Consider the following 26,667-nt stretch of genomic DNA (forward strand, 5'->3'; position numbering starts at 1 on the left):
ACCCTTGCGCCTAAAAAGCAAGGGGATTACACCGGAGACCGGGACAAAAGTTTAGGGCTTGGTTATCTTGTCATAGGAGCGGGTTCCGATGTTGCCGGAACGAAAAACTTCGGCCCGGATGATCCCCTGCTGCCGGGACTTGTCGGTGTTTATCCCCTCAATGGCGAGTTCTTTCAAGGCCCGGTCCATCCGCGCCAGGGTCCGGTCCCGGTTGGGACCGTAGGCGATCACCTTACCCACCAGGGAATCGTAGTGGGAATTGACGGAACAGCCCTCGTAGAGGCAGGAATCGAAACGCACCCCCAGGCCGCCGGGAACCTCCAATTTGGTGACCGTGCCGGGGCTCAGGGCGTTGATCCGGCATTCCATCGCCCATCCGAGCATTCGCAGCGCGGAGGGCGGCATTTCCATCCGGCCCTCAACACAGGTCAGGAACTGCTGGCGCAGAATATCGGCGCCGGTCACCAGCTCGGTCACCGGATGCCCGGTCTGGAGCCGGGGCTTGACCCCTAAAAAATAGTATTTTTCCCCCTGGATAAGGAAGGTAACGGTCCCCACCCCCCGGTACTTAAGGCCCCGGAAAAGCTTTGCCGCTTTTTCGGACATAGCCCTCCGCAGGGGCCGGGAAACCCCCGGCGAAGGACTCTCGTCGATAAGGGTATGATGGCTTTTTTGTATTGAGCCGTCCCGTTCCCCCAGGACCGCCACCTTTCCCGCGCCGTCGGCGATGACCTGCAGGTCCACCTGTTGGGGGTTATCCAGGTATTGTTCAACCAAGAAACCGGGAGCAGCGCCAAACAAGGCCGCTTCCCGCTTTATGCCCGGCAGGGTTCTTTCTATTTCCCGGGCGGAACGGACAACCCAGCTCCCCCGGCCCCCGGCCTTAATGATCGCCGGGAAACCCAGTTCCGTGGCCGCCTTTTTTACCGGCCGCAGATCCGCCGCGATTTCCCCGCTGCCGGGGATAAGGGGAAGGCCGAAATCCCCGGCGGTTTTCCGGACCCGGAACCTGTTCCCGGTATGTTCCAATACCTCCGGGTCGGGTCCGATAAAGATAAGCCCCCGCTCCCGAACCATCCGGGCAAACCCGGCATCCTCCGAAAGAAAACCAATGCCGGGGTGTATGGCTTCACAAGCGGTATTAACCGCCGCCATGACCAGGTTTTTACCCGCCAGGTAACTTTGAGGAGCCTCGGGAGGACCAATACAGACCGCCTTATCCGCCAGCCGCACATGGAGACTGTCCTTATCCACGGTGGAGTAAACCGTTACGGTTTCAATCCCCATTTCCCGGCAGGTCCGGATAATCCGGACCGCGATTTCTCCCCTATTAGCTATTAATACCCGTCTGATCAAAAAAGGCTCCGTTGCGGGTCAGCCGTTACCGGTTATAACCGCTTTACTTCAAACAGTGTTTGCCCGAATTCTACCGGGTCGCCATCTTCGGCTAAAACCGAAAGGATCTCCCCGTCGAATTCCGCCAGCAAATGGTTCATCATATCCATGGCTTCCAGAATACAGAGGGTATCCCCAATTTTAACCCTGGTTCCGGGCTTTACCAAGGGCGGATCATCGGGACCGGTGGCGGCATGAAATACCGCCACCATGGGGCTGGTAACGGCCACTGTTTTACGACGGCGGGAAGAAACACCCGCGGGAAAACCCAGGGATACCGCCGGGGTATCCTCTTCGGAACTATCCGCCTGCTGGGGACGGGCGGACTGATTTACCGCGGCGGCTTTTCTGAGGATAAGATGGATAGTTCCGTCATTCAGATCCAGTTCATCCACATTACCGGCGCTAAAGGTATCAATTAAGGTAAGGATCGTTTTTTCGTTCATCACGGCTCCCTACTTAAATAGTAATCAATCCGCAAAATATAGTAAAGACAAAAGGAACTGGTTTGCCCTGAGCTACGCTGGTTGCAAACCCTGCGGTTTTACCACCGCCGGTGGCATTAACCACCGGGGGTATCGTTGGATACCAGGCAGAGCCATTCCGCTTCGGCGGCAAGCTCCTCCCCCACATAGGCCCTGCCGGCCTGTTTGATCATCCGGGAGGATATCCGCAGATTTTGTATTTCCGAACGGACCTCTTCCCCGGGCCGCACCTGGCGGCGGAACTTTACCTTATCCACCGAGGCAAGAAAAAACAAGGCCTCTTTTCCGGCCTCCCCTCCCAGGACCCCTAATTGCCGGAGCCCCGCCCCGCCGGATTGGGCCATGGTCTCTATCAGGATAACCCCCGGCACCACCGGGTATTGGGGGAAATGCCCCCGGAAAAAAAATTCCCCCTCCGTAAAAACATGACGGGCCAGGATCCGCTCCCGGGTGGCCTCGATAATTTCATCCACAAAGAGGAACGGTTCCCGGTGGGGGAGGAGTTCTTCTATTTTGTTCATAGGCGCCCCTTATTCGGTATATTTCTTGAACACCACCACCCCGTTGTGGCCTCCGAACCCCAAAGACCCGGAAGCCGCCGCCTCCACCGTGCCGTATTGGATCTTATGGGGGACATAGTCCAAATCACAGGCAGGATCGGGGTTATCCAGGTTAATCGTGGGGGGGAAATACCCGCCCCGGATGGCCAGGATACAGGTAATGGCCTCAAGCCCCCCGCTGCCGGCGATACAATGGCCGGTCATACTTTTGGTGCTGGAGATCTTCAGTTTATAGGCATGATCCCCAAAGGCGTATTTTATCATCTTGGTTTCCGTGGGATCATTGATTCCCGTGGAAGTCCCATGGGCATTGTAATAGTGAAGCTCCCCGGGTTTCAAGCCCGCGTCCTCCAGGGCGAGTGTAATGGCCCGGCCCCCCCCTTCCCCGGTCGGGTCCGGGGCGGTGATATGGTAGGCGTCGGCGGTAGCGCCATATCCGGCAAATTCCGCCAGAATCGGGGCGTCCCGGTTTTTTGCGTGGTCATAGCTTTCCAGGATCAGGATCCCCGCCCCCTCCCCCAGCACAAAACCGTCCCGGTCGGCGTCAAAGGGACGGCTTGCCTTTTCCGGCTCATGGTTCCGTTTGGTGGAAAGGGCCTTGAGCATCTGGAAGCCCCCGACAGAAAAGGGGACTATGCAGGCTTCGGTTCCCCCGCTGATCACCACCTCACACCGTCCGGAACGGATCAGGTCCAGGGCCTGCCCCAGGGCGTCGGTACCGGAGGCGCAGGCGGTTACCTGGGTATAGGCGGGGCCCTTGGTCCCATACACCATGGAAATATTACCCGCCGCCTCGTTCCCGATCATCAGGGGTACCGTGAGGGGGAGCATACGCCGGGGACCGTTGGTAAAAAGTTTATGGAAAGATTCGGTAACGATTTCGTAGCCCCCGATACCGTTCCCCAGAACCACCCCGGTTTTTTCGGGATCGCTTTTTATACGGCGGCGCACCCCTTCGGAGGTCTCGGTGGTTTCCAGCAGCCCTGCCTGGGATAAGGCCTGGGCGGTACCGGCCACCGCAAACTGGGTAAACCGGGCCATTTTCCGGGCATCCTTTTTATCTATCCAAAGGGCGGGATCGAAATTTTTTACCTCCCCGGCAATGGTGACGTCAAAACCGGTGGTATCAAAGGCGGTGATCTTCCCGATACCGCTTTTTCCCGCCTTAAGGGACGCCTCAAATTCTTCCACCGAATTGCCTATGGGTGAAATAACCCCCAGGCCGGTAACCACAACCCGCTTCTTCATAAAAATCCTCCGTCGTATGCCGTTTCCAAAACTTCAGTTTTGAAACAGCCCCTATATAAACATGCCGCCGTCTACGGCAAGTACCTGTCCGGTGATATAACTCCCCCGGGCAGCGGCCAGAAACAAAACCGCTTCGGCCACATCCTCCGGGGTTCCCATCCGTTTGAGGGGAATATGGTCCAGCAGTTTCTCCCGGGCGGCAACCGGTATGGCGTCGGTCATATCCGAAACAACGAACCCCGGGGCCACCGCATTGACCCGTATCCCCCGGCCGGCGGTTTCCTGGGCCAGGCTTTTGGTCAATCCGATAAGCCCTGCCTTGCTGGCGGCGTAGTTGGCCTGTCCCCCGTTTCCGTGGATCCCCACCACACTGGATATATTGATGATGGAACCGCTTCTCCGGCGGATCATATCCCGGGCTACGGTCCGGGCGATAAGGAACGCCGCGGTAAGGTTCACCGCCAAAACCTTTTCCCAATCTTCAAGACTCATACGGAAGGAAAGGTTGTCCCTGGTTATCCCGGCGTTATTCACCAGGACATCGAAGCCGCCGGCCTCTTTGAGATTTTGCTCGATGATCGCCTCCACGGCCCCTACCTGGGCCAGGTCCGCGCTTATCCAGTGGAGTTTTCCCCCAGACTGGGAGATCCGCTCCCCCAGGTCCTCCGGCTCCTTGGTCCCCAGCCCCCAAACTTCGGCCCCCTGAGCGAGAAACAGATCCGTCACCGCCCGGCCTATACCCCGGGACGCCCCGGTAACCAGGGCTTTTTTATCCGCCAACTCCATAAAATCCTCCTCAAATCCAGGACAATAAAGGTACTAAGCCCCCTGTTTTTCCTCAAGCCGCCAGCCGGCGAGGGTTTGGATATCCGCGGCGGTCCCGGCGGCAAAACAGGGAATGCCGGTTTCCGCGTTCTTCCATAAACCCTGCAATACCGTGCCGGGGCCGGTCTCCAGAACCGCATCTATGCCCAGGGCCGCCAGGGCCCCCTCCTCTGTGGTCCACCGGACCGGCTCGGTAATCTGCCGTAAGGCCAGGGCCTTTGCCTCCGCCCCGGAGGCAATAGGGCCCCCGGAAACATTGGAAAACAGCGGGACCGAGGGGTCCTTAAATTCCGCGGCTTCCAAAACCGGACCGAAAACTTCCGCCGCCCCGGCGATGAGGGGGGAATGGAAGGGACCGGCCACCTGCAGCCGTATGACCCGCCGGGCCCCGGCTTTCTTAAACCGGATTTCAGCTTCGGCCAGGGCAGGGGCGGTCCCGGAAACCACCACCTGATTCCGGGAGTTAAAATTTGCCCCATAGAGATCCAAAAGCCCGCCGGTCTTCCACCGGAGGATCAGGGCCTCCACCTTTTCCGGGTCAAGGCCAATCACCGCGGCCATCCCCGGCTCCGCTCCCCCGGCGGCGCCGCTGCGGAGCCGGTCCACAACGTCCTGCATGGCCTTGCCCCGGGCTTTGACCAGGCGGAAGCAGGTTTCCGCGTCCACGACCCCGGCAGTGACCAGGGCGGCGTATTCCCCCAGGCTGAACCCGGCGCAGGCCGTGGGCAGGATGCCTTGTTCCCGCAGGTAAACCGCGGCGGCCAAATTTGCCAGCGTAATGGTGGGCTGGGATATATCGCTTCGCTTGAGGGTCTCCCCGTCCGCTTCCCCGATGAGGGCCCGCATATCCTGTCCCATTACCTCCGAAGCCAGGGCAAAAAGCTCCTTGACCCCGGCGCCGCCGGCCTCCAAAATATCCAGGGCCATACCCTGATACTGCGCCCCCTGTCCCGGGAACAGGAAAGCGGGATTTTTTATTACCATACGATTAGATTTCCTCCATAGGTTAATCCTCCGCCGAACCCTATGGTCATGATAAGGTCCCCCGGCTGTAATCCCCCCGCCCGGTTTAGTTCATCCAGGGCAATGGGGATGGAAGCGGCGGAAGTGTTGGCATATTCTTCGATGTTAAGGAAAAATTTACTTTCCGGTATCTTTAAGCGTTTTGCCGCTGCCTGAACTATCCGGGCATTTGCCTGATGGGGGATAATCCGGGCCACGTCATGGATGGTGAGGTTTTCCCCGGCAAGGAGGGTTTCTATGGTGCCGATGAGGGCTTTGACCGCGAAGTTATACACCGCCCGGCCGTCCATTTCCACCCGGGGCGGACGCTCATCCCCCGTGCCGTGATAGGGGTTCCGGGAGCCCCCCTGTCTTATGATGAGGCTTTCCGCACCGGAACCATCCGCCCGCAGCATGCTCCGCAGCAGCCCCCGCCGCCCACCACCTGAGGGTTCGGTCTGTTCGATAAGCACGGCCCCGGCCCCGTCGCCAAACAAAACCGCGGTCCCCCGGTCATTCCAGTCTGCTATGCGGGACAAAATCTCGGCGCCGATCACCAGGGCCCGTTTCCGGGATGCATTCAGGGCGAGGAACCCCGCGGCCAGTTCCAGGCCGTAGATAAACCCGCTACAGGCGGCGCAAATATCCAGGGCCGCGGCATTCCGGACCCCCAGCTTATCCTGCACGATACAGGCGGTGGAGGGAACGCCATAATAATCCGGGGAAGTAGACCCCAGAATTATCAGATCCAGGGATTGAACCAGGGTTTCCTTGGTGACCCCCCTCTGTTCGGCGGCCATGGCCAGGGCATTCCAGGCCGCTTCCAGGGCCAGATCGCTCGCGGCCACCCCTTCTTCCGCTATATGCCGAGCGCCGATTCCCGTATGGGACCGGATCCATTCGTCGGTGGTATCCAGCCGGCTTGCCAAATCGTGGTTGGTGAGTCTTTTCGCCGGAATTGCCCGTCCGGTAGCGATAATTTCAATAGCCATTACATCAACCTTCTATGACAAAACATCATTTTTTGTCATTATACAACTATAACCAATTACCCAAAAAAGTCAATAGCGGGGGTATGCAGGGTAAAACTCCTTTATTTGCCTTCTACCCCAATAAATTTTATATTTGTGGTAGGAACTGGTTCCAAAATCGGAATCGGGAGGTATCGTTTTATTGAGTATAGGCCAAATAGTATTTAATGGCCTTAGTATGGCGTTTATTATGTCCATGTGTATGGCGTTTGTCATGGCGGCCATCAATGTTGGATTTAGCGATGGTTTTTTAGTAGCGTGGTTAAGCGGTTGGGGAATTGGATTTGTGGTCTCGCTTCCCTTGTCATTTTTTCTGCCCCCCTTACTGCAAAAAATAATGACCAAGCTGAAACTATAGCGGCTTTGAATTGAGGCGGCGGCTCAGGCAGCTTCAAACCAACCAGGTTTTGAGGCTGCCCCGGCCCTGGACAAACACTTTCAGACCGGGGTAAAATAAATATATGTTTACGCCGGATAAAAGACTGTTGGATGAAATTGACCGGATCGCCGGAGAGGTGTTTGAACTTTCCCTCTGTCTTACGGATCATCCTGAAATTTCAGGGGAAGAGAAAGAAAGTAGCGCCGCGGTTATCAAATTTCTTCAAAACCACGGTTACCATGTTGAAGCCCCCTATGGAGGTATCAATTACTCTTTCCGGGCGGCGCCGGAAGGAGCAAACCCGGCGCTTCCCCGGATTGCGATTCTCTGTGAATACGACGCCCTTCCCGATATCGGCCATGGCTGCGGTCACTCCCTAAGCTGTGGCGTCAGTATCCTTACCGCCCTAGCCCTAAGAAGCGCCGCTCCGGATCTGGAGGCCGTCATTGAACTGGTAGGAACTCCTGCGGAAGAAACAGTGGGCGGCAAAGTTATCATGAGTGAGAACGGCGCTTTCAACGGCTATGCCCTGGCGATCCTGTCCCATCTGGACAACGATAACGTGCCCCAAAGCCGCATCCTCGCCTCCAACGATATGTACGTTACTTTTTTTGGAAAAACCGCCCACGCCTCCGCCAATCCCTGGGACGGGATTAATGCGTGGAATGCGGCCCAGCTTTTTGCCCATGCCGCAGACATGCTGCGCCAGCACCTTACCCCCGATTGCCAGCTTCACGGCATTGTTATCAACGGGGGGGCGGCCCCCAACATCGTGCCCGACAAGGTTGAGATTGAATATTACCTGCGCAGTGCCACCATATCCGGCCTGACATCACTCTGGGAAAAGCTGGAGACCTGTGCCAAGGGAGCGGCGATTGCCACCGGCTGTACCTATACCGCCAAACAGCGTTACGGTACCTATGCAGATCTGTTTTATCCCCAATCCGCAGTAGAGGTCTTTATTGAAATTTACCAGGCCTTTGGGTACAAATACCGGATTGAGGAAAAACCCGCGGGCAGTTCCGATGTGGGCAATGTGGACCTGGTAACACCCACCTTAGCACCCTATGTGTCGGCTACGGATCATTTTATTTCGCTCCATACCACGGAATTCGCCGAGGCCCTTCGGGGAGATCGGGGGATGCGGACCTTGCTAGAGGGCACCCGGATCCAGGCCGCGTTTTTGCTGGAGACTATCCGCCGTCCGGGTCTGCTGGATCGGATCAGGGCGGAACATAGGGCCTACCGGGACAGCCAGAAGAACTGCCCCTAAGGTCCCCTAAGCCCGGCGGGAAATTTCACGGGCATCCTTCATAAAATTCCATACCATGGCGGTCAAAATAAATATAATGGGAATAGACCCCAATACGGTGCAGAGTTTTACCGTGTTAAGCCCCCCTACGACCATTAAAACAATCGGCAGTATGATAAGGCTTAGGGTCCACATAATCCGGCTGCGTTTACTGGGATTCATGGAGGCGGTGATATTCTTGGTTGAAATAGAAGCAAGGATATAGGCCGAAGAATCACAGGTGGTAGCTAAAAAAATAAAGGCCACGATGATGAATACCACATGTGCAATATTGGCAAAGGGAAGGGAATCAAGCAGGGCCATAATGGCGGCATAGTCTCCTCCCTCCCTAAGATTTTTGACCGTGTCAAGAACCCCGGATAACTGCAAATCCAGCCCGTAACCACCTAAAATCGCCAGAAAAAACCAGCAGCCCAGACTTCCCAAAAGGACGCCCCCCAGGATAACCTGCCGAATCGTACGCCCCCTGGAAATTTTGGCGATAAAAAGGCCCATCACCGGAACATACGAAAGCCACCAGCCCCAATAAAAAATGGTCCAGGCCTGGGGAAATCCGCTTTTACCTATGGGATCGGTATAAAAACTCATATAAAGGTAGTTTTGAACCATAAGCCCAAAACTATTAACCGCGTTGTTCCCGATAAATACGGCCCTTCCTCCCGCCACAAGAACATACGTGATAAATCCCAGGGCAATAACGGTATTTACATTACTCAGGATCTTTATCCCTCGATCAATGCCGGAAACGGCGCTGGTTCCGAAGAGGCAGGCCCAGAAAACCGCAATAATAATATTGGTATAGATTCCGGTATCAATGCCAAAAATGTGATGCAGCCCCTGGGCAATCAGGGGAGTCCCCAGGGCGATACTCACCGCCACGCCGGTGATTAAACCGATGATGACAAAAATATCGACCACATTACCCAGGAGGCTGTTTTGGCCGGTAAACCCACAGGAAACGCTGATCCTGAGATTGGGGACTTTTTTGGTAAAATGATAAAAGGCGATGATCACAGCTGCTACCGAATAGGTGGCCCAGCCGCTGACTCCCCAATGATACAAGGTATAGGTTACCGAATATTCGGCGGCCTCACGGGAACCGGGCTCCAGGTTGAAGGGAGGGCTCCCCATATAATAGGCCCATTCTATCAGCCCCCAATACAGGATGCTGGATCCGATACAGGCGCAAAACAGCATACTCACCCAGCTAAAGGTAGCGTATTGGGGGGGGCCTTCACCAAGACGGATGGAACCTATCTTAGAGAAAGAAATATAACACAACAGGATCAGCACGCCAAAAATATAGAAATGAAATACCCCGCCAAAGGCGCCGGTGACAAAGGCAAAAAAACTGTTCAGCAGGGCATTATCTTCCGTATTCAACGCCAAAAACAGGACGCATATCCCCCCCAGGATAAGGAGGCTGGGAATAGTGATCATCCAGTCAATATGCGGTTTTCCGGCGTGCTGTTCCATTATTACCCGGCTACTTCAACAGAGCTTTTTTTGCCTGGAACCGAACAATCAGGGATGCGACAAAACCTACCACGCAGTTGGCAGCCAGGAAGATAAATATAAGCCGGTAGGCGCCATTGCCCATCTTGTCAAGCCAGCTCCCGAACATGGTGGCCATAAAAAAGTCCGGCGCATATCCGATGATGGAAGCGATCCCCACCGCCGTACCCATGACGGCCGCCGATATCTTGGTCTCCGCCGCAATGGAAAAAATGATGCCATACAAGGCTAGTCCAAAAAGGCCGGGAAGCAGGGAATAAAAACTTACCAACCCGACACTGGCACCTTCGGGGATAAGCAACACTCCGATCAAAAGGGCCGCTAATATAAAGAAGAGAAAGACAAACCATTTACTGGTGGATTTAACCACTTTGTCCGCGATGATACCGCTGAGCGGCGTTAGGACATAGAAAATATAACCCCTGATGATGGAGAGATACGCCGAATCTTCCGGCGTAATGCCTATCACATCGGTCATATAAGGGTTGAAGTAACTGATGTTGGAGAATACCGCATAGCCGGTAAATACGATGATCGAAAATATCCAGACCGTGGGGCTTTTCAGAAGCCCGCCCACCATGGAAAATCTAAAACCTTCTTCCTGCTGCCCGTCGGAAGCGATCTTCGCCTTTTGCTTGTCCTTGAGGAGCAGGGCGACAAACAGCGCGGCAACCGCCGTGGCGATACCGTACACGATCACACCCCAGAAAAATTTACCCTGGGAGGTATCGGCCAAATTCGTCGCCCGCACCCCGATGGCGTTGACAATGGCGCCGGTAAGGCCATTACCCATATAGTAAAGACCGAACATAAACCCCTGTTCGCTTTCATCGCCGATGAGCCGGATGGTTTTCATCAGGGCGTCCCAGAAGAGGAAGGTGGTGGTCACCGCGAATAAAAACCATATCACCAGGGCAAGAACATAAGAACCCATGGTAAAGGCAAAGATAAACGTCAGGATGGTAGTGGAAATCAGGGAAATCAAGATACATTTTTTGGTGGAAAATTTATCCGCTATTATGCCCCCCGGAATGTAGAGAATCACATTGCCGATGGTGTAGACCGTAGTCAAAAGACCGATCTGAGTATTGGTGATCCCCATGGCCTCAATCTGCCAGTCATAAAAGACATATCTGATATAGGGTATCAGATAGATGGACCCCCCTGCGAGACCCAGAGCAAGGATCTGCAGGTACTTCATTAATTTACTCTCTTGACTCATCTTGGAACCTCCTTACCGGTAATCTATAAATCATACTTGTTGTATATAAAGAGCGTCCACCGCCCATATACCCCTTTCATAGACAAAAACCGGATTGATATCCAGTTCCTGTAAATCATCCTTGCGTTCACACGCCAGTTTTGATAGTTTTACCATCACATCCACCAGGGCGTCCATATCGCCCTGGGGCTTTCCCCGGTACCCCTGCAGCATCTTGATCCCTTTCAGGGAGAGGAGCATCCGCTCCGCCTCAAGGCGGGAAAGGGGCGCCAAACCCAGGGCGGTATCCCGGAAAATCTCCACGAAAACGCCCCCCAGCCCGCAGAGGATACAGGGACCAAAGGCGCCGTCCTTCTTAACCCCCAGGATCATCTCCACCCCTTCGGGGGCCATGACACTGATCAGGACGCCGGAGATCTTCGCCTCCGGACAATTCCGCCGGCCATTCGCTATGACCTCGTCATAGGCGTCCATTACCTGGGCCTCACGGGAAATATTCAACCGTACACATCCGGCATCGGTCTTATGGGGTATGTCCGGGCTGTCGATCTTGACGGTGACGGCTTTACCCCCAAATTCCCTGAACAGGGCAACGGCTTCTTCCCGGGAGGAGGCCACCGCAAACCGGCCGCACTCGATCCCGGCCCCGGCGATAAGGGACCGGCTTTCCGATTCGGACCAGGTACGGATTCCCTGCCCCGGGGCTTTTCGGGGAAAGGCGATGTCCATGTTTTGTTCGGCGGGATTATAGGCGGCGAAATCCAGGATGTGTTTGATGATCTTAAAAGAATAAAGGGAAGTTGACAGTACCGGAACCCCCACGGCCTCAAGTTTTTCCAAATATTCCCGGTTTCTGGTCATAGCGGCAAAGGGGATCATCACCATGGGTTTAGCCCAGGCCTCCCCGTGTACCTGCTCCATGGCCCGGCTCATGTAGTAGATCGCATTGTCGGCAATGGTCTCAAGCAGGGTATACCCCACCGCCACCAGATCAATCCCCGGGTCCCGCATCAATGTTTCCAGCACCCCGGCGAATTTATCAACATCATAGGAAAGAGTGGCCGTGGCATCCAGGGGATTGTTGGGGGTCGCATAGAAGGGCAACAGTTCCCTAAGCCTCGCCAGGGTCCCCGCCTCAAAATCGGGAAAACAAAGGCCCGTCTGTTGGGCAAGATCGGCGCAAATTCCGGTTTCCCCACCGGAAAGACTGATGCAGGTGAGTCCCCTGCCCCGGGGAAGTCGTTTTAATACCGCCAGCGCCTGGGCGGTGACCAAAAGCTCTTCCAGATCATCCACCCGGATGACGCCGAATTTACTGAATACTGCGTCAAATACCCGGTCAGTACCGGAAAGACTCCCCGTATGGGAAGCGGCGATGGCCCGGGCTTTTTCAGAACGGCCTGTTTTCAGCACCACCACCGGTTTACGAATTTCCGCGGCCCGTTTAAGGCCGGCGATAAATTTTTTCGGATCATTAACGCCCTCAAGGTACAGGGCGATTACCCGGGTATCCTCATCCTCCACGAGGAATTCCAGATAATCCTCGGTGGTAATGATTTTACTGTTACCGGCGGAAATCGCGTAGGAAAATTTAAGGACCGGACTGTCCATTATGGTCAACACCAACTGGCCGCTTTGGGAGATAACCCCCACGGCGCCGCTCCGGTCCCGGTCTTCAGAGATAAACGCGAAGGGATATACCTTATCGGGGCAGTTCACGAACCCCCCGCAATTAGGGCCCATCAGGGCAATATCCAACTCTTCGCAGAGGGCTTTAAGGGCAGCTTCTTTGGCGCGGCCCGCTTCGGTACCAATCTCACCATAACCTGAGGCATAAACCACCGCGGCCTTTACCCCAGAGGCCGCACCCTCCCGCAGAAGGGTCTCCACCGTGTGTTCCGGCGTACAGATGACCATCAGATCCACCTGTTCCGGCAGGGCGCCTAAACCGGGATAACAGGGCTTGCCCAAGACCTCGGTCCGCTTGGGATTGATAAAATAATAACGGTCCGCCGCCATGTACCGGATGATGTTTCGGCAGGTATCACCGCCAAAACCCTCTTTATCCGACGCGCCTATAACGGCCACCTTGTTGGGCTTTAGCAGCTTCCTGATGTCCATGCCTTGATTACCCCTGCCGGGCATGTTCCATGCCCAGATCAAAACAACGGCCGTTTTGGGGACTGTTCTTCCCCTTTTCATCAAAAAACCGGTTTAACCCGTCCCTGATAGTTTCGGCATCCATAAGCACCCCCGTGGCGGCAAGCCCTCCCAGCATGGCAAGATTCGCCCCCCGGGGATTGGCCAGTTCTTCGGCAATGGCGGTGGCGTCAACCGGTACCACCCGGACATCCTTTCTAAAGGTATGATCCGTGACCATGGAACTATTAACGACTATAAGGCCTCCCGCCTTGACGGCGCCCTCAAATTTATCCACCGAGGGCTGATTCATCGCTATAAGAATATCGATTTCTTTAATAAAGGGACTGGCTATCTTAATCTCCGATATCTTGACGCTGCAGTTCGCCGTACCGCCCCTCATTTCACTGCCATAGGAGGGAATCCAGGTTACATGCTTGCCCGCTTCGGTAGCGGTTTTTCCCAGAATAAGGCCCGCCGTCAAAACACCTTGACCGCCAAAACCGGCGCAGATAATGTTCATTCGGCCCCCTTGGAGGAATCGGCAAATTCCCCCAGCGGATAAACGGCAGTTACCACATCGGCAATCCGTTTACAGGCATCCAAGGGCAGCATCTTCCAATTGGTAGGACAGGGAGAAAGGATCTCCACCATGGAATAACCTGCCCGGGCCTTTTGTTTATCAAAGGCCTTGCGGATGTATTTTTTTGTTTTCAGAATCTCCGCATTATTGATGACCGTACCCCGGGCCAGATACGCCACATCCAAGGTATTGAGCATCTTAATAATATCCAAGGGTTTACCGGTCAACAGGGTGTCCCGGCCAAAAGGGGTGGTAGTGGTTTTCTGTTTTTCCAGGGTAGTGGGGGACATTTGACCGCCGGTCATACCGAAATTGTTGTTATTGATGTGTATGACGGTGATATTTTCATTCCTAATGGCGGCCCAGAGGGTCTCCGAAAGTCCGATGGCTACCGCATCGCCGTCACCCTGATAGGCGAATACTATGTTCCCGGGCCGGCACCGTTTCATGCCCACGGCCACCGCCCCGGCCCGGCCGTGTTGGGCCTGCACAATATCCGTACCCCACGTATCGGGCATGAGGGAAGAACACCCCACCGCCACCGCGCAAAGAGCGGTTCCCTCCTCGCCCATTTCTTCCAAGACCTCCGCCACCAGGCGATTCACAATGCCATGACCGCAGCCGGGACAATACTTATGATCGACCTGGAGCAGGGAAGGGCGCCTCTTTTCCATCAGTACGACTCCTTCGCCGTTCCGGCGATAATGGCCTCCAGGGCCTCCAGCACATCGCCGGAATCGTATACCTTAGTTCCACCCCGGATGGGATAAACCGGCGCCTTACCGCTGACGGAGAGCCGCACGTCTTCTATCATCTGGGAAAGGCAGGATATTTCAACGGCGGCCAAACCCTTGACCCGGCGGTAATCAAGCTGATCGAAAGCCTTTGTTGGGAAGGGAAAGACCGTAATGGGCCGTATAAGCCCAACTTTCCGGCCCCGGTTCCGGGCCATTTCCGCCGTCTCTTCACAAATCCGCGCGGAAATACCATAGGCAACCAGGATATATTCGGCATCGGCGGTTTGAAATTCCTCCCACCGCTGTTCGTTGGCAATGATCCGGTCGTATTTTGCCTTGAGATAGACATCATAGTCAGACCGATAGTACATGATACTGGTATGCCGCTTGTTGTGCCCCGTCCCTTTGCCCTTCAGCGCCCATTCAAGGCTGTCGGGATCATGCTCCCGCATCTCGGGAAATTCCACCGATTCCATCATCTGACTGATTGAGGCATCGGAGAGAATGATGACGGGATTGCGGTATTCCTCAGCTTTGTCAAAGGCGAGGGCCATCAGATCCGCGGATTCCTGGACCGAATTGGGGGTAAATACCAAACATCGGTAGTCGCCATGGCCGCCGTTCCGGGTAGCCTGCCAGTAATCACCCTGACCGGTGAATATATCCGCGAGACCGGCGCCGTAACGCTGCACGTCCACAATAACACAAGGCAACTCCGCAGCGGCCATGTAGGAAATACCTTCTCCCAAAAGAGAAAAACCCGGTCCCGATGAGCTGGTAAAGGCCCGCATACCGGTGGCCGCCGCGCCATATACCATGGAAATACCGGCCAGTTCGGATTCGGTCTGAATAAAAGTACCCCCCACTTCGGGGAGCCTCCAAGCAAGGTACTCCAGAATTTCACTCTGGGGGGTAATAGGATAACCCGCAAAAAACCGGCAGCCGGCCCTCACCGCCGCCTCGCCTATCGCGTCGTTTCCCTTCATAAACGCCCTTGTCATCACGACCCCTTGCTATATCAGGAATTTATTTCAGAATTTCATACACCACATCGGGACAGACATTGTAACATATACCGCATACAACACACTTGGCCCGATCTACGACCGGCGTATTGTATCCGCCTTTATTTATATCCCCCGAGAGGGATATGGCCGATCGGGGACAATTAGCCACACAGTACCCGCACCCCTTACAAAGATCGGTATGCAGAATTAACTGGCTCATCTAAGTTTAGATATCGGGGGTGTCGAAGACATCCGGCTCAAACAAAATCCGTGCCGCCTGCCGGGTGGAGATACCTTCCTTTTCGGCCTTTTCAAAGACCCGCCGGATCTGCTTCCTCACCAGCCGTACGGTATCTTCCACAATGGCGGTGGGTTCACAGGGAACAAGCCCGAAAATGGCGACTTCGTATATCCTGATGCCGCCAAGGTTGGATACAAAATCAACGCAGATGTCAATACCCTTCTCCGCAAGGATCTTATCCGCCTCTTCGGTGGTGGGGATATTCGCCGCTTCAACGATAAGGGATGCCTTGACCTTGTGGGCATTGTCTTTATTGATCACGTCTTCCAGAGCGGCGGGAACGAGGATATCGCAGTCCACGTCAAGCCACTCGGAATTTTTCCGCACCCGGTAGTTTTTTTCAAAGGTATCGGGGTTCAGTTCCCCCTTGGGGCGCCTCCCTTTAACGAGTTTCTCTACATCAAGACCGTCCTGACATTCCACCAAGCAGTTTACATCCGCGATACCCACCACCTTGTACCCAAGCTGGTTCAGATTCCATGCCATGGACGCGCCCACACAACCAAAACCCTGCAGCACCACCCGGGCAGAACCATGGTGTTTATGTTTCCATCCCTCGTCCAGCGCCGCCGCACAGCCGTAACCGGTGATCATATCGTACATCTTGAACCCATCATAGGTTTTCTCACACAGGACATCGTGATCTTTTATATTTTGCTGAATTTTGGGATCCCCTTTCATCGCCTTAGTGGCGGGGAGCCCTATGCCAAGTTCATCAAGAATCTCAAGTACATCGCCGTAATCCACCCCCAGGTCTCCGCCAATGGAAACACCGGCGTTGATATAAGGCGCCATGGCGACAAGGTACCGATACAGGACCTTTTTTGCGTCCGGGGCCTTGTAATCGTAGGCTATGCCGCCTTTACACCCCCCCGTTGTTTGGGACTCACAAGCTTTATATTTATAGCCCATGGTTGTCGCCAGCCGTACCACTTCTTCTTTGGTGACCGTGGGATGCATCCTCGTACCACCCCCACAGTAATGATTAACAAAATTATAGGCACACAACCAACCTTTGGCATTACTTTCCGTATCATTCCACTCCAGCACCATATAAGGTCTTTTAGTCATCGCATTACCTCCTGTTCTTTCCGGAAATTTTCATCCTCAGTATGGGATATATTTTTCTATCTGTCAATATTTTTTATACACGGAGCTTTTTTCACTAACTATACCGGACCGCAGGGGGGCTGCCGTTCCTCATTTCAAAAGCAGGACGGCTTCCGGCGGAACATACCGCCGCCGGGGCAGTTCCGTCAACCCCAGGTATTTGCTGAATTTCCACCATAGTTCGTTTTCTTCTGCGGGAGAAGCTGCATCGGCGTTGGTAAAGAGCATCACCTCCTCGAAGGGTTCTTCGGAGCGGCGTTTTACCGTGATCGTGATTTGATTCGTGCGAAGGGTCCATACCCAAGAACCCGCTCACGCAAGGGAACCTGGGGCGGAACCAAGGGTATGGACCCTGAGTCAAATACCTTATTCGCCTTCCGCGCCTTCGTGGTTATTTTCTCTAGTACCGTTTTAGATGTTACCAGGTCCTAAGCTTCTTGGATCCGCCAGTCCCCCAGGGTCCGCCTCCCGGTGTCAAACACAACCCCCGCCTTTATCAGCCGGTGTCCCCCGGCGCTATAGGGAATGAGGTAGCCCTTCTCGTCTATCTGCCGCAGCGCTTCCTCCGCACTGCCCGCCTTGTCCAGCTTAAACTCAAACACATATACCAGATTCCGTATCTTCACCACCGCATCCGCCCGGCCTGCCGCGCTCCGTACCTCCGACTCCGCAAACTGTCCCAGCAGCGTGAACACCAGGTAGAATATCGTCTGATAGTACTTTTCCCCCTTCTCAAAATATAAATCATAGGGGACCGAGGCAAAAAATGCCTTGAGCTGGGTTAAAAAGGTATCCGTCTCCCCCGAACGCAGGGCCTTGATAAAGGTCCATACATCAAGGTCATTCATGCCGTTAGCAGCCGGAAACAGGTATTTGTATAGATTATTCAGGAAGCCGTACTGCACCTCTTCGTTGGGAAAACCCAGCCGGTAGGTACGGGTTTCTTGGTCATAACCGCTGATGGTCAAATACCCGCTCTGATACAGCAGCGGGATGGGCGTCCCGTCGCCGGGCTGATAATCGTTTATCGCCGATTCGGGGGCTTCGATGTGGTCCTTGAACCGGATGATTTCAAACCTGGTCCGTTCCAGTTCCTTAAATAGAAAGGTGGGGGTTCCCGTCGCAAACCAGTAGTATCGTATTTCCTGATTAGCAAAGGTATTCAAGAGGCTGAAGGGATTATACACGCTTTCACTGTTTTTCGCGAAATGATAGCCGTTAAAATTTCGTCTGACCGCTTCAAGGGTTTGTTCAAAACTTTCCTGGTTCTTTTGTGCCAAGGCTTCCAGTTCGGGCGTAAAGGTTTCCACCAGTTCCTTTTCCGTTATGCCGCAGAGGGCGGCATAGGTTTCACTCATCCCGATTTCCCGCAGCTGGTTCAAATCGCTGAAGATGCTCACCTTGGAAAAGCGGGTAACGCCGGTGAGCATCACGAAGCGCAGGGCGGTGTCGGCGCTTTTCAGGACCCCGTAAAAGGGTTTTAGGGCGGCCCGCAGTTCCGCGTTCAGGCCTTCGTTGTCCATGCTTTCCAGCAGGGGTTTGTCGTATTCGTCTACCAGGACCACCACCTGCCGGCCGGTTTTTTCATAGATCCCTTCGATAAGGTTTTGAAAACGGCTTTCTATGGCGCCGCCCTTTGAAGGCACTCCATACTTTTTTTCAAATTTTTCAAGGCGGTCGGCGACAAAATAATTCAGGGAGGCGACCGAATCGTATCGTGAGGGGTTAAAGTCAAGGTGTACGACGGGGTACGCTTTCCATTCGGTCTCAAGCCGCCCCAGGGCAAGCCCGTCGAAGAGATCCTTTTTACCCTCAAAATAGGCTTTAAGGGTGGTGATCAGGAGGCTCTTGCCAAACCGCCGGGGACGGCTGAGAAAATAGGGCTTACCCTCCGTTACCAGCTTCCAGACCAGGGCTGTTTTGTCCACATAAAGATAGCCCTTCCGGCGGAGGTCCTCAAAGTCCTGGATCCCGATGGGCAGTATACGGCGCGGCATATTAGGGAGACGGGTCTCTTCCATATTTTGAGTATATCCCGGGCCGGTTGAGGTGTCCAGCAGCGGTTTCAGGCCCCAAGCATCCTGCCCCATAACTATGGGGCAGGTGCGGGGTGTATCGGTTCAGAGGACACGCCGAAACAGGGGCTTAGATCTTGCAGGCCAGATTATACGCTGCCCTGGTAGCCTCCAAAACTTTGCCTCCGGCGAAGCTGTCGCCGATGTTGTAGATCTCCGGAGCCGCATGGGCAGCCTGGGCTTCCAGGAAGGGAGCCAAATCCGCCCTACCCCCCATGGCAAATACCGCCAGGTCCGCCGGGATGGTTTCGTTCCGGTTTTCCGGACCCGGTTTTTTAGCCAGGGGATTCTCAATATTCTTGGGCAGTATGGGCTGCCAGCAGTTGTAGGGATTGGGCTTGGTCTTCGAGATGTTCAGGTTTACCTTGACCCCGCCCTGCTCAAAGCCCAGCACCTTCGCGCAGTTGTGGATCGTAACCCCCGCTTTCTTCATATAATAGAGCAGATACGCCCGGTTCGCGGTACAGGCCCCGTCCATAAGATAGGGCAGCATCTCCACAATGGTTACCTCACAGCCATGCTCATACCGGAGACAGTAGGCGGTCTCGCAGCCGACCACACCGCCGCCGATGATCACCACCTTTTTCGCGTTTTGGAGCAGTTCGGGATTGACCAGCAGATCCGTGGCCTGGAGGCTGCGCATTTTTTCCGCCCCCTCAAAGCGGGGTTCCAGGTTCAGGGTACCGTTGGCAAAGACCAGGGCGTCGTAGTTCTGCCCTTTCAGCCAGGGAATATCCGCGGCGGTATTCAAGAGGAGTTTGAAGTTCTTGTCGGCTTTGGCAGCCCCAATCCCGTTCCGAAGGTACTGAAGATAGTTGCCAAAATCGTACTTAATTTTGGGTACGGCGCCACTTATCATCTTGCCCCCTAGCTCCCCGGTTTTCTCGATAAGTTCTACCTGATGGCCCTGCTTAAGGGCTTCCAGGGCAAAGCTCATCCCCGCGGGACCCGCGCCCACTACCCCGATACGCTTCTTGAGGTCGGGCTTGGCCGGCCGCTCGGGAAGGATATCTTCGTTCCCTGAACGGGGATTGACGGCGCATTGGGGATGTCCGCCGTCCACGAATTCATTGATACACCCTTCCTGACAGCCGATACAGGGCCGGATCTTTTCCACTTCTCCCCGGTAGGCCTTGCTGCACCATTCCGGGTCGGCGAGCAGGGGCCGGCCCAGCATGACCATATCGCACTTGCCGTCTCTCAGGGCCTGCTCGGCCAGATCCGGGTAGCCCAGCTTTCCCACCGCCACTATGGGCACGGGAATGCCGGCATTGGAGCGGATGTTTTTCCGGGCGAAATGCTCCTTCGCGAATTTGGAAATATCCAGGAAACAGCCCGCCGGCATACCCGCCGGGGGATGGGGAAGCCACCAGTTGTCGTAACAGCCCAGGTCCACGTCGAAGATATCAACCCCCGCCTTAACCAGGTTTTCCATGTAATCCAGGGTTTCGGCGATGCTGCGGCCGTTCTTGAATTTTTTCAGGGCCTTCTCCTGCATCCCCTCCTCGCCGTAGGTTTCGTTGAGGGCCAGGGAAAGATCGATGCGGTACATGATGGGGAAATGGGGCCCGGCACGGTGGCGGATATCCCGTACCATATCGACACCGAAACGCTGCCAATCGGCGTACTTGCCCAGCTTGCGGCGGTTAAAGGCCCGGTTGGAAAGCTGTTCCAGCAGATACCCCTCATGGCCGTGGAGGTACACCCCGTCTATACCTGCGAACTGGGCGTCCGCCGCGGCCTGTCCCGCGTTTTTGATGATCCGGCGCAGTTTACCGTCGCTGATCGGCATACAGGGGATCGCGGAAATATAAAAATTCGGATTAATGGAAGCGGAGACAGGAAACTTAGCGGAATTGATAAGACATTCGGGGCTACCTACCCTGCCGAGGCCCGCGGTAAGCTGAATAAAGATCCGGTTGCCGTAGGAATGGCAGCCCTGGGCCAGATCCCGCCACCCGGCGAAAACGGTACGGCTTCGGTCTATGCGGGGGAAATAGGAGAGCTGCCCCATCTCGGTTACGGTGGGATCGATACCGTGGCTTATCGGGATAAGTCCGGTGGTGATGAGGCCCACGCCGCCTTTGGCCCGGGCAAGGAAATACTGAATCATCTTGTTGCTGGGCCGGCCCGTTTCCTCGCACATATCAAGATTCCCCATGGGAGCCATCACCACCCGGTTTTTGATGGTAAGGCGGTTGATCTGAATGGGACTGAATATGGAGTTATAGGGATACAACTCCCGGGTCATTCCTGCCGCGCCGCCGCAGGGCCGCTTGCTTTCCTTCTGCATCCAATTACCGTAGCTGTCCACCAGTTCCTGAACAATAGGGTCTGTTTTCATCGCTTTCCTCCAAAATAAATTTAACGCGCGTTAAGAGCCGCACCATGAGAAGATAACACAACCAAAAGGTCATGCGCTTTTTGCGCGGGTCCTTAGTTTCGCCGCAAATGCAATTCCCGCATTCCCTCCACCTCGTCGCAGATCGGTTTCAGGGTGCATGCGGAACAATTAAGGGCAATCCCTTCCATAATGTGGGTCAAGGTTCCGGTAATATCCGCGGCGGTCTTCGCGTTCCGCTCCAGGGTCCGGTAATCTATGGAAGTATCGGTGATAAAAATCATCCGTACCTGCTTGACCAGGGGATTTTCCCGGTATTTTTTAATGAAGTCAAAGCCCACGGCCTTAAAGGAAATGCCCTTCCGGATCGCCTCTTTGCTCAGGCGCACCTGTTCCCGCTGGTCGGTAGAGGAGATCCGCAGCATAAAGCCCCGGGGAAAAACATGGTACTTGACGAACTCTATCTCCCGTATGGCCCGGTAGGCGGTTTCATCGTCCCCGCCCGGATCGGTGATGTTGAGAAAGCACAGGCGGGCGTAGTGGGCGTCTTTCCGCAGTTCGCCAAGGTCCGGCCCGTAAAGCAGGATCTCGTCCCGGTCCACCAGGGCGGAATTTCCCGTAACGCAGGTGTAGTGTACGGCGAAGGTTCCGCTTCCCCCCAGTTCATAGGCGGTGTCCCGGCCCAGGACCAGTTCGCTCTGCCCGGCGTCTTCCCAAGCCGCCGAAGGGTCATAGTCCCAGCGCTGAAAGGGCCGCTGGGACAAGAACTCCCCCGTATGGGTTATGATACCATCGTAAAGTTCCATCAGAATTGGATGTCCCGCTCGTGCTGCTTTTTATCGTGGTATTTGTTGAGGATTACATAGAGGAAGGCCACCAGCTTCATATCCAGGTTGGCCATGTATACCGTAAAGAGCAGGACGAAAACCCCCGCCGCCGCAATCAGCGTTATCCAATACCAAGCCATATTACGCCTCCTGCGCCACAGCCGCGGCAACCCGGCGGCCGGCGGCGCTGCCCTTCTGCCGGGCGAATTCCGCGGCCCCCAGGGCTCCCATGAGCTGGGGATCTGTTTTCAGTTCCACCACCTTGATCCGCAGTACGTGTTCTATCGCCTGCATGAGGCCCCGGTTCTTGGCGCAGCCGCCGGTCAGGGTGATGCGATCGGTGGCGCCGGCTTTTTTTGCCATTACAAAACAGCGCTTGGCCACCGCCATCTGAATGCCCGCGGCGATCTCGTCCATGGGCTTGCCGTCCCCCACCAGGGTGATCACTTCGCTCTCGGCAAACACGGTACACTGGGCGGTGATGGGGATCACGTTTTTGGCTGTTAGGGACAGATCGGAAAATTCCGGCAGGCTCATCTCAAAGGCGTTGGCCATGGCCTCGTAGAAACGGCCGGTTCCCGCGGCGCATTTGTCGTTCATGGCGAAATTCCTCACCGTCCCGTCCTGGCCGATGGAAATGCCCTTCACGTCCTGACCGCCGATATCGATGATCGCCAGTACCGATGGGTCCGTCACATGGACCCCCATGGCGTGGCAGCTGATCTCGGAAATGTTCTCGTCCGCAAAGGGAACCTTGTTGCGGCCATAACCGGTACCGACCAGGTAAGCCAGGTCCTGGGGACTGGAAAGATCCGGCACCTGGGCAATCACCTCTTCCATTGCCTTGACCGCGGAAACCTCGGAATTGATCTTGCTGCGCAGGGTTGTCTGGGCCGCAATGCCCCCATCCTCGTCCAGAATAACCGCCTTGGTATAGGTGGAACCTACATCGCATCCCCCAAAATATTTCTTCATAAACTCTCCTTCTTTTGCATGCATTATGCGTAATTTAAACGAACCCAAGCGCCCGGCGGCTATGCCGCGGCGCTACCAGGTATTGTCATCATCAAAATCCACCAGCGACGGGTCCGCGGGTTCGGCCCGGAAAACATTCAACATAAAGTTGTTTACCTTGTTGCGCATCTCCCGCCGGGATACGGTCCGGGGGTCCATGAGATCATGCTCGATCCAGATAAGGGGAATCCCCCGCTCCCGGGCCTGATCGTCAAAAAGCCCCTGCAGCCCCGAAAGGGTCTTGCAGGCCACATGCTGATAGAGGAAGATCATATCCACCTTAAAGGCGTCCACCATGCGCCACAGCTCGTCCAGCACGTGGGCATAGCCGCCGTTGGTGTGTTTGCGCATAACCATGCGTTCATAGAGCCTGCCCAGATCCCGGATGGCCTCTTCCTGGTCCTCGGTGTTCAGCATCTTGGTGAAGTTGAGGATCTCCATATCCGCCAGCACATTGATCCCCCAGCAGTTTTCAGCCCAGCTCGAAAAGTTGGCGTAGTAATGGGCGGGGCAGTTCCAGACCAGGGCGCGGTAACGGGAGGACGAGGAGGGCTTTTTCTTCTGCTCGTAGCTCTTGAGCATGATCTTGTTGCAGTCCCGGTACACCTTTTCCAGCCATGGATGGAGCCCCCCCTCTATCTGGTACATAAATTCCCGCCAGAGGGAAAGGGTCGCGCCGGTGATCTGGGGATAGGGGGTGCGGTTGATCTCCCAGCGCTCCATCTCAAGTTTGGTCTCCTCGTTAAAGCGCCGGATCACGGTGAAATACGCATCCCAGTCGAATTTTTCGCCGGTGTTCTCCTCGATAAATTTGATGCACCCCTTGATGTCCTCGGCCGCGGCCTCCACGGTGTCCTCGTCGTCGTAGCGCACTGGGAAGGTAAGGTGATAGGTGGGCAGGTTGAAGCGCCGGGACTGATAGGATGAGGCCATCGCCGATCCGTCGCAGGGCATGGAACTGGATATGAAGCAGGCCCCGCAGTGGGGGTATGCGTCTATCACCGCCGCCCCGGCCTCGGAGGTGGGGACCGGACAGGTTTCGGAAGGAAGGCCGAAGCTTTCAATGGCGTCAATGTAGGGGATGCAGCTCAGCTGATCGATCTCCGACAGGAGGAATACCGGCATAAGCTGATAGGGAATGCCGGTAAGGTTGGGAAAACCCGCCATGATCTGGATCATGGTCATCTCGTCAAAGAGGACTATCTTTTTACTGAGTTTTTTGCTTCCCCCCAGCTTCCGGTCCGCCTTGAGCATGTCCGCGATGTAGATGGTCCCCATCTTGATAATGGCCGCGAATTCCTTCCGGCTGATCTTGTGCTGAACCCCCCGCTGACCCTGGGACAGTTTATCCACAAAGGCCGGCGCCGCGAGATAGGATGCCATCCAGCGGTATTCAAAAAAGGACTTGGAGATCTGCAGGGGGGCTTTCATGGTAAAGGCTATCAGCGTACCCCAGAGTTTCAGCCATTCCAGAAAATCAACCCAGGTACTCGCTACTCCCCGCCATTCCCGGCGGCGGTAGGCCATTTTACCGTCGTATATACTGCCGATCCGGGTGTCTCCCTGGGTAAGCCAGGTTCCCAATGCGCTCATACCACCTCCTTTAACTTGTTGATCTTTTTGATTTCCAGGCTTTCCACAAAGGCCTGGACCCTGGTACGGAGCTGTCCGCTGGCCCGGGTCATATAGGGCCGGTCAATCGACAGCACCGGGTGGTCATATTCCTTTTCCTGGATATAGGCGGCCAGGGCGCGCTCAAAGCCCCAATAATCGCAGAATTTGATCTGCTCAAATATGATGCCGTCGGCCTTGAACTCCCGGGCCAGGGCGTCCACGGTTTTTCTGCGCTGGGCAACCTTTTCGTTGGAGATATAGCGGGGACATTCGCTTACCTCCAGGTAGTGGCGGCAGATCTGGGTCAGCACCTCTTCAGTGTCATTGAGGCTGATCACTTCCCGTCCCGGCGTGGAACCGAAACAGTAGCGGTCCGCCACCACCAGGGCCCCCGCTTCTTCAATGAGTTTGGTCAGTTCCGGATCGTCAATCTCGGAACCTATCAGCTCCACCCGGGCGCGGAACCGGGGGGTGGGGTCGGGCTCCCGCGTCTTAAGCTCCTCCAGGGTTTCCCGGAGCTTGTCCAGGAGGAGGTACTTGGGACATGCGTAGCTTACCAGGTTGATGATGTGGAACTCGTAACCGGTGATCACCGGGTTATCCGCCTTGCGCAGTTCGCCGATCTCGCTGATTATCCCGCAGACCTGGTTGTGCAGGTCCACCGCTCCCCGCAGGGCCTCGTCGGAGGTGTCCACCCCGTAGGTGTCTTTCAGCACATTGAGCACCCGGTTCCGCATCTGGATCGTGTAGTGCTTGATCGTGAAGGGCTCCACCTTGTAGGGGATGTCCGCATGGGTGACAAAAAACTTGTCCTTGTCCACCAGCTTTTGGATTTCGATGTTCTCCGCAAGACGGTTCATCTGGGCGCAGGCGTCCACCGCGGCAAGGCCGTCGAGGAAATTCAGTCCCCCCTCAAAGGCCCGTTCCAACAGGGCCCGGCAGTACTCGCAGGTGTAGTTGGACATGTAATAGGTGGCGATGTCCATGGACCCCGTATTGGGCGCCCGCAGCCGCACCGGAAAACACCGGTCCACGTTCAGGATAACTTCGGGCATATGGAAACAGGTATAGCCGATGGCTAACTTTCCCTCCGCCTTGGCCTGCTGGATAAGCTCGTTATTGGTAGTTTCCAGCAGTTTCTCAAAATAGATCAAATGCTTTAAGTCTCTCAAGGGATACTCCTTTCTGTCAAAGCAGTGTAAAATTACGGAGCGCTGTTTCCGCCCCCGCTAGTACCGATGATTCCGTGGATAAGTCGAAGACGTTTTTGCCAAGAATGTCGTTTTCCGCGTGGATGCCGTCGGAGGGAATACGGGCCAGGATATCAATCCCCTCAAGCCGGACATCCAGATCGGGATTGGTAATACGATTGATCACCACGCCGCAGTGGTCGTACATCACCATACGCTGGGCCACTTCCCGTATGGTTTCCAGCACCTGTATGCCCTTGCGGCTCTGATCGCTTATCAGCAGCAGGTGGGTTACCCGCTCCATCACCCGGCGGTTGATCTGCTCAACCCCGGCTTCACCGTCTATCACCACATAGTCAAACTCGGCGGCCAGGAGGGTGATGACTTCTTTGAGGTAACTGTTGATTGCGCAGTAACAGCCTGCGGTTTCCGGCCGTCCTATAGCCAGGAAGGCAAAGCCTTGTTGCTCCGCCATGGCGCCGAGAATTTGAAAACGGGCCTCTCCCAGCAGCTCCACCGCCTCCCGGGTTTCCCCTTTTTCCGCGCTTTCCGCTATACGGACCCGGATGTTGTCCAGGGTTTGAGCAACTTCCACCCCCAGGGCGGTGGCAAGGCCCGTGGCCGGGTCTGCGTCTATGGCGAGAATCCGGGCGTTGGGATGATGTTCCACCAGCAGCCGCACAATGGCCGCGGAAATAGAAGTTTTGCCAACCCCGCCCTTACCGGAAACCGCCAGGATAACTCCTGTTGCCATT

Annotated in this window: 26 protein-coding genes; 2 read left to right on the forward strand and 24 right to left on the reverse strand. The window is 55.4% G+C overall.

Features of this window, described 5'->3' with window-relative positions:
• Nucleotides 1–51: 51 nt before the first annotated feature.
• The 7 genes from LQZ21_RS08390 to LQZ21_RS08420 form a co-directional block, all read right to left on the reverse strand.
• Nucleotides 52–1,356: a biotin carboxylase N-terminal domain-containing protein gene (locus LQZ21_RS08390; RefSeq protein WP_411043833.1), complete on the reverse strand. Its 1,305-nt coding sequence runs from the start codon at nucleotides 1,354–1,356 to the stop codon at nucleotides 52–54.
• Between the two features lie 32 nt (nucleotides 1,357–1,388).
• Entirely contained in the window at nucleotides 1,389–1,841 is a 453-nt protein-coding gene (locus tag LQZ21_RS08395) for an acetyl-CoA carboxylase biotin carboxyl carrier protein (RefSeq protein ID WP_411043834.1), read from the reverse strand.
• A gap of 116 nt (nucleotides 1,842–1,957) precedes the next feature.
• Nucleotides 1,958–2,401, reverse strand: coding sequence for a 3-hydroxyacyl-ACP dehydratase FabZ (fabZ, locus tag LQZ21_RS08400; protein ID WP_411043835.1), 444 nt, complete (start codon nucleotides 2,399–2,401; stop codon nucleotides 1,958–1,960).
• A 9-nt stretch (nucleotides 2,402–2,410) separates the two neighbouring features.
• Nucleotides 2,411–3,688: a beta-ketoacyl-ACP synthase II gene (fabF, locus tag LQZ21_RS08405; protein WP_411043836.1), complete on the reverse strand. Its 1,278-nt coding sequence runs from the start codon at nucleotides 3,686–3,688 to the stop codon at nucleotides 2,411–2,413.
• Between the two features lie 51 nt (nucleotides 3,689–3,739).
• Nucleotides 3,740–4,474: a 3-oxoacyl-[acyl-carrier-protein] reductase gene (fabG, locus tag LQZ21_RS08410; protein ID WP_411043837.1), complete on the reverse strand. Its 735-nt coding sequence runs from the start codon at nucleotides 4,472–4,474 to the stop codon at nucleotides 3,740–3,742.
• A gap of 33 nt (nucleotides 4,475–4,507) precedes the next feature.
• Nucleotides 4,508–5,497 (reverse strand): ACP S-malonyltransferase, encoded by a 990-nt coding sequence (locus LQZ21_RS08415; RefSeq protein WP_411043838.1) that lies wholly within the window; start codon nucleotides 5,495–5,497, stop codon nucleotides 4,508–4,510.
• Nucleotides 5,491–6,507, reverse strand: a complete 1,017-nt coding sequence (locus LQZ21_RS08420) for a beta-ketoacyl-ACP synthase III (protein WP_411043839.1) — start codon at nucleotides 6,505–6,507, stop codon at nucleotides 5,491–5,493. The genes LQZ21_RS08415 and LQZ21_RS08420 overlap by 7 nt, the downstream gene beginning before the upstream one ends.
• Before the next feature lie 253 nt (nucleotides 6,508–6,760).
• Between LQZ21_RS08420 and LQZ21_RS08425 the strand changes: the two genes are divergently transcribed.
• Both LQZ21_RS08425 and LQZ21_RS08430 read left to right on the forward strand, forming a co-directional pair.
• Nucleotides 6,761–6,904: a DUF2798 domain-containing protein gene (locus LQZ21_RS08425; RefSeq protein WP_411043861.1), complete on the forward strand. Its 144-nt coding sequence runs from the start codon at nucleotides 6,761–6,763 to the stop codon at nucleotides 6,902–6,904.
• A gap of 103 nt (nucleotides 6,905–7,007) precedes the next feature.
• A complete protein-coding gene (locus LQZ21_RS08430) occupies nucleotides 7,008–8,198 on the forward strand; it encodes a M20/M25/M40 family metallo-hydrolase (RefSeq protein ID WP_411043840.1) in 1,191 nt (396 codons plus the stop codon).
• A 6-nt stretch (nucleotides 8,199–8,204) separates the two neighbouring features.
• On the opposite strand, the gene LQZ21_RS08435 is transcribed toward LQZ21_RS08430, so the two are convergent.
• From LQZ21_RS08435 to LQZ21_RS08515, 17 genes are all read right to left on the reverse strand, one after another.
• Entirely contained in the window at nucleotides 8,205–9,713 is a 1,509-nt protein-coding gene (locus LQZ21_RS08435) for a BCCT family transporter (protein ID WP_411043841.1), read from the reverse strand.
• A gap of 10 nt (nucleotides 9,714–9,723) precedes the next feature.
• Nucleotides 9,724–10,974, reverse strand: coding sequence for an MFS transporter (locus tag LQZ21_RS08440; RefSeq protein WP_411043842.1), 1,251 nt, complete (start codon nucleotides 10,972–10,974; stop codon nucleotides 9,724–9,726).
• Between the two features lie 30 nt (nucleotides 10,975–11,004).
• A complete protein-coding gene (locus LQZ21_RS08445) occupies nucleotides 11,005–13,095 on the reverse strand; it encodes an acetate--CoA ligase family protein (protein WP_411043843.1) in 2,091 nt (696 codons plus the stop codon).
• 7 nt (nucleotides 13,096–13,102) lie between these two features.
• Nucleotides 13,103–13,636, reverse strand: coding sequence for a 2-oxoacid:ferredoxin oxidoreductase subunit gamma family protein (locus LQZ21_RS08450; protein WP_411043844.1), 534 nt, complete (start codon nucleotides 13,634–13,636; stop codon nucleotides 13,103–13,105).
• A complete protein-coding gene (locus tag LQZ21_RS08455; RefSeq protein WP_411043845.1) occupies nucleotides 13,633–14,370 on the reverse strand; it encodes a thiamine pyrophosphate-dependent enzyme in 738 nt (245 codons plus the stop codon). The genes LQZ21_RS08450 and LQZ21_RS08455 overlap by 4 nt, the downstream gene beginning before the upstream one ends.
• A complete protein-coding gene (gene vorB, locus LQZ21_RS08460) occupies nucleotides 14,370–15,434 on the reverse strand; it encodes a 3-methyl-2-oxobutanoate dehydrogenase subunit VorB (protein ID WP_411043846.1) in 1,065 nt (354 codons plus the stop codon). Before vorB ends, LQZ21_RS08455 begins: the two co-directional genes overlap by 1 nt.
• A gap of 25 nt (nucleotides 15,435–15,459) precedes the next feature.
• Nucleotides 15,460–15,660, reverse strand: a complete 201-nt coding sequence (locus LQZ21_RS08465; protein ID WP_411043847.1) for a 4Fe-4S binding protein — start codon at nucleotides 15,658–15,660, stop codon at nucleotides 15,460–15,462.
• Between the two features lie 6 nt (nucleotides 15,661–15,666).
• A complete protein-coding gene (locus LQZ21_RS08470) occupies nucleotides 15,667–16,812 on the reverse strand; it encodes a Glu/Leu/Phe/Val dehydrogenase dimerization domain-containing protein (protein WP_411043848.1) in 1,146 nt (381 codons plus the stop codon).
• Nucleotides 16,813–16,941: 129 nt separating this feature from the next.
• Nucleotides 16,942–17,079: a hypothetical protein gene (locus tag LQZ21_RS08475; RefSeq protein ID WP_411043849.1), complete on the reverse strand. Its 138-nt coding sequence runs from the start codon at nucleotides 17,077–17,079 to the stop codon at nucleotides 16,942–16,944.
• Between the two features lie 200 nt (nucleotides 17,080–17,279).
• Nucleotides 17,280–18,872 carry an ATP-binding protein gene (locus LQZ21_RS08480; protein WP_411043850.1) on the reverse strand — a complete coding sequence of 531 codons (1,593 nt, stop codon included), beginning with the start codon at nucleotides 18,870–18,872 and terminating at the stop codon, nucleotides 17,280–17,282.
• 124 nt (nucleotides 18,873–18,996) lie between these two features.
• A complete protein-coding gene (locus LQZ21_RS08485) occupies nucleotides 18,997–21,270 on the reverse strand; it encodes an oxidoreductase (RefSeq protein ID WP_411043851.1) in 2,274 nt (757 codons plus the stop codon).
• Between the two features lie 92 nt (nucleotides 21,271–21,362).
• Nucleotides 21,363–22,073: a hypothetical protein gene (locus LQZ21_RS08490; RefSeq protein WP_411043852.1), complete on the reverse strand. Its 711-nt coding sequence runs from the start codon at nucleotides 22,071–22,073 to the stop codon at nucleotides 21,363–21,365.
• Nucleotides 22,073–22,234 carry a hypothetical protein gene (locus LQZ21_RS08495; protein ID WP_411043853.1) on the reverse strand — a complete coding sequence of 54 codons (162 nt, stop codon included), beginning with the start codon at nucleotides 22,232–22,234 and terminating at the stop codon, nucleotides 22,073–22,075. The genes LQZ21_RS08490 and LQZ21_RS08495 overlap by 1 nt, the downstream gene beginning before the upstream one ends.
• Nucleotide 22,235: 1 nt before the next feature.
• Entirely contained in the window at nucleotides 22,236–23,069 is an 834-nt protein-coding gene (locus LQZ21_RS08500; protein WP_411043854.1) for an acyl-CoA dehydratase activase, read from the reverse strand.
• Between the two features lie 72 nt (nucleotides 23,070–23,141).
• Nucleotides 23,142–24,701 carry a 2-hydroxyacyl-CoA dehydratase family protein gene (locus tag LQZ21_RS08505; protein WP_411043855.1) on the reverse strand — a complete coding sequence of 520 codons (1,560 nt, stop codon included), beginning with the start codon at nucleotides 24,699–24,701 and terminating at the stop codon, nucleotides 23,142–23,144.
• Complete coding sequence (locus LQZ21_RS08510) at nucleotides 24,698–25,894, reverse strand: 2-hydroxyacyl-CoA dehydratase family protein (RefSeq protein ID WP_411043856.1); 1,197 nt, start codon at nucleotides 25,892–25,894, stop codon at nucleotides 24,698–24,700. The genes LQZ21_RS08505 and LQZ21_RS08510 overlap by 4 nt, the downstream gene beginning before the upstream one ends.
• Nucleotides 25,895–25,910: 16 nt before the next feature.
• Nucleotides 25,911–26,666: an ATP-binding protein gene (locus LQZ21_RS08515; protein ID WP_411043857.1), complete on the reverse strand. Its 756-nt coding sequence runs from the start codon at nucleotides 26,664–26,666 to the stop codon at nucleotides 25,911–25,913.
• Nucleotide 26,667 lies beyond the last annotated feature (1 nt).

It is taken from the genome of Treponema sp. TIM-1 (assembly GCF_046533115.1).
In the GTDB taxonomy this organism is placed as follows: Bacteria; Spirochaetota; Spirochaetia; order Treponematales; family Breznakiellaceae; genus JAIRMO01.